At 45.9% G+C, this 3,459-nt stretch carries 3 protein-coding genes and 1 pseudogene; all 4 read right to left on the bottom strand.

Translation table 11 applies throughout. The features are described from left to right. Positions 1 to 131: pseudogene (locus BMZ51_RS23380) on the bottom strand (IS6 family transposase); the annotation flags it as partial. A gap of 125 nt (positions 132 to 256) precedes the next feature. Then, the gene (locus tag BMZ51_RS23375) at positions 257 to 1,741 is read right to left on the bottom strand and encodes a T6SS phospholipase effector Tle1-like catalytic domain-containing protein (RefSeq protein ID WP_068009910.1); all 1,485 of its coding nucleotides are present in this window, start codon (positions 1,739 to 1,741) and stop codon (positions 257 to 259) included. 372 nt (positions 1,742 to 2,113) lie between these two features. Further along, complete coding sequence (locus BMZ51_RS23365) at positions 2,114 to 3,163, bottom strand: DUF4123 domain-containing protein (protein WP_074882409.1); 1,050 nt, start codon at positions 3,161 to 3,163, stop codon at positions 2,114 to 2,116. Beyond that, positions 3,160 to 3,459: PAAR domain-containing protein (locus BMZ51_RS23360; protein WP_074882407.1), on the bottom strand; the 300-nt coding region annotated here is incomplete at its 5' end. The genes BMZ51_RS23360 and BMZ51_RS23365, both read right to left, overlap by 4 nt.

Below are 3,459 nucleotides of genomic sequence, written 5' to 3'. Positions count from 1 at the left end.
ATGCCGCGCTCCAGCAGCATCTCCTCAACCTCGCGCAGGCTGAGGGAGAAGCGGTGATAGAACCAAACAACGTGAGCGATAATTTCGGGTGGAAAGCGATGGCGTTTGTAACTGATCGGAGCACAAGTCATGTTGCCCAACTACCAATCGAAGCTGGAGCCAAAGTTAACTTGATAACACCATCTGAAATGTTGGCAGGACTTCAGTAAATTAGCTTCAAATCACGATCCCTGCAACAACGTCCAACACCGCCCATCTAGTTGGCAGAGATTACTCGTTTGCGGTTTTCTGTAGGGGCTTGCCCTAGAGAATACGAGTCAGAGTTGTGGATGTACTTCTTATCTAGTAATTTCAGCTCCTCTGCAGATAATGGCGTATTATTATGGGTCTTTTCGTCAATTAATTGAAGTTCAGGGGGTATATCTGTTATGCCTAGGATCGGCTTACTTGAAGGCTCTGTCGACGTACTGGTCTCATCTCTGTGCTGGATTGGTACTAATGGAACGCTGCTGGATACAGCATAGTCATGCATTTTATGAAGTGCTATTTTCGAAAGCGATCCATCCACATAGTCGCGTTGCATTGTCGTATCGAAAATCTCATCATTTACTAGTTTTTGAGTAATTCTCCCATTTTCACCTTCATAAATGCACTCTTTAACTTGGGCTGAACGGTATACGGTGGTGGTTTGACAATGCGGATCGTCAACAGAGCCGATCCGCCCTTCGTTAATAGCATGCTCTACTGCATCTGGGTGAGTGCCAAGGTCGACCTCTGTACTCCCAGACAAATAACCTCCGCCAATATCCGAATGGGATCCGTAAAGGCATTCTTCTAGATGGTTACCTTCGGTTTTTAATTCTGGTACTTCACAGCTTACAGGATTTGACAAAATCGATTTCAGCGCAAAATTCTCTCTGCGTTCATTAATCGCCGCAAGCTGCACCACTTTTTCTTTCGCAATGCCGGGAGATAAATGGAGTAGAACTGAACCGTGGTCTTTATTAGTTGCAGAAAGGTCAAAGTATTTTGGTGATATAATTGAAGGGACCGTGTCGAATAATCCAATAAATTGGATATTCGTCGGGATTTCATGAAATACACTGTACAGAGATTTCTCACCTCGCACTTTAAGCGACATTACTTGCCGTTTTAAGCCGTCCATATTCTCTTTCGTTTTTGTCATATTACGCCTCCAACCTTTCTGCGTCTTATAATACGGACCATAGATTGCTTGAAACAAATTTAGGACGTGAGCGTAATGGCGCGCGGCAGCTGCCCCACGGGAGAACCCAAAAACATCAACTTCTATTCTAGTAATGTTATAGGATGCGTACGCACGGACAAATTCCCATGCTTGCGATGCTCCCTTTGCGGACTTCGCAATCACACCGTAATCGCCACTGCCAGAGACTTGTCCGTATGGGGAGTCAATATACCCGGTATCTGTTCCGATTCCTTCAATATAAAAGTTACCGTAGATGTATGTTTCCCCTTCGACATTTCTTTGGCTATGCGAGGTCGGGTATAAGCGATGAAGCTTCCAGACATTAGTATAATCTGCCTTATAACTATTTGAAGTTAAAGGCATACTATCAATACCAGGCAGCTCACCACCCGATATACGAGTACTTACATTGTAAGAATTGTTGCCTGTACCGTCAAAAAATAGGCCAATCCGCAATACAAATTTACAAGTTTCGCAGATAGAAAGTTTGTCTTTTATTGATTGATCGGTCATCTGCTATTCTCTATGGGAGTCACATTATGGTTCTCACTTTTATAGAGCATTCCTGAAAAGACTATTTGTGTCACTAGTGCGCTTGCAATAAATATCACCGTCAATATAATAGATATCGATTTAGTGAAGTAACTATAGTCGCCTTTTCTAAGGACAGAAAAATACCACATTATTAATGCAAATAATGCTAAATTATAATACAGTATTAAGTATTCCCCAGTGAGGTAACTAAATTCTTTTATGTTAAAAATATCAAATATCAAGAAAAATGGATTTATTGATATTAGTTCAATAAAAAAAACACTTCCGAACGGTATCAATATTAATAGTAAAAGAAACAAAATTCCTGCTAAAGTAAACCTTGGAATTTCTTCATTTTTTTTCGTCATTTGTCCCTCGAATTGAGTCTTTTATATTAAACTTTTTATGCAAATGTTCATTTAAGTCTTCAATAGTCTCCACGCCATTTTCAATCGCTTCATCAACCCGATCTCGTGCAAAATTTTGCACATCAGTAAAGGTCAAAAATTGCTCTTGAGGTAAGTTTCCTGCTTGAAAGATTTTCTGCGCAACTTTCGCCACAAACAACTCCCACTGCATGTCTTCAAATGCCTTTTCCTGTGCTTTTCGGATGAGGGTGATGTGGCCTTTGGGGCGGTCATTGGTTTGCGTCGAGCTTTCTGCAAATGGCGTCATGGGCGTGAGTTGACGTGTTTGCATATCAAAGCGGTTTGCCGTGCAGTGTTCTCCGGGGCGGGGAGCTGCAAAGTGCCAGAGCTGATGATCATGGCACAGGCTGGGTTCCTCGCACCAGTCCTCGGCAATGAAGTCTGTGATTGGGCCAAAGAAGGCCTGTGTTTCCAGCGGGTTTGTGGAAAGTAACCAGACCCGCAGGACAGCCGGGTCAAAGAAGCGGAAGCGCACCAGACGGCCATCGCTTTCAAACTCAACGCGCAAGTAACGGCGGAAATGGCGACGCAGCAGCACCACATCTGTTGCTTCATCCTCAGAGATATCGGGCGAGGCAACAAAGGCACCGCGCTCGACTTGTTGCTTCAAGCTCTCAGGAGGAGGGGTCTTGTAAAGCTCTTTTGCTCTGGATTTTGAGGCTAAGAAGTAGATCCCCCAGCCTTTGCCCCAGCCTTCTTCAATCAACCAGTTGGTGAGGTCACTGTCTTGTTCCAACCGTACCAGATAAGGAGCGGTCAGCGCCAATTCGTGTGCCAGTTCTCCAGCAATCAGGCTGCACCAGTCAGAGTTCTCCTCTCCCAGGAGCCGGCCATAGATATCTTCACACCACTGGCCATCGATGATGGCATAGGCGGCAATGTCATCGGTGACTTTGGCAAACAAGCTGGCTTTCACACTGTCCGGGATGAGTGTGTCTGACTTAGTCTCCGGCGCTAATGCTGCCTGGGTCATGAGGCATCCTTTGCAAACGGGCACTCTTCGGCAAACGGCTTGCGGGTGCCAGCAGGGGAAGCGGCTCCGATAAATACATTTGGGCTGCCGGAAACATCTGCTCCGCCGCAATCAATCGGGTCGCCAACACGGCCCGCCTGTTTGTTGTTAAAGTTCACTGTTGGGCTTCCAGCTGCCAGCGCTCTGCCATGCGCCGGGGAGGGGCAAGGTGAGCAGCCATGGGGCGCGTAAGCATCGCCCTGGCGCACCGCAGGCTTGTTGTTGATGAAGATATTGGGACTGCCGGCAATGGCCGG

It is taken from the genome of Pseudovibrio axinellae (assembly GCF_900110875.1).
In the GTDB taxonomy this organism is placed as follows: Bacteria; Pseudomonadota; Alphaproteobacteria; order Rhizobiales; family Stappiaceae; genus Pseudovibrio; species Pseudovibrio axinellae.
The sequence above is the reverse complement of the archived record's forward strand: the minus strand, read 5'-3'. Positions and strand labels throughout refer to the sequence as shown.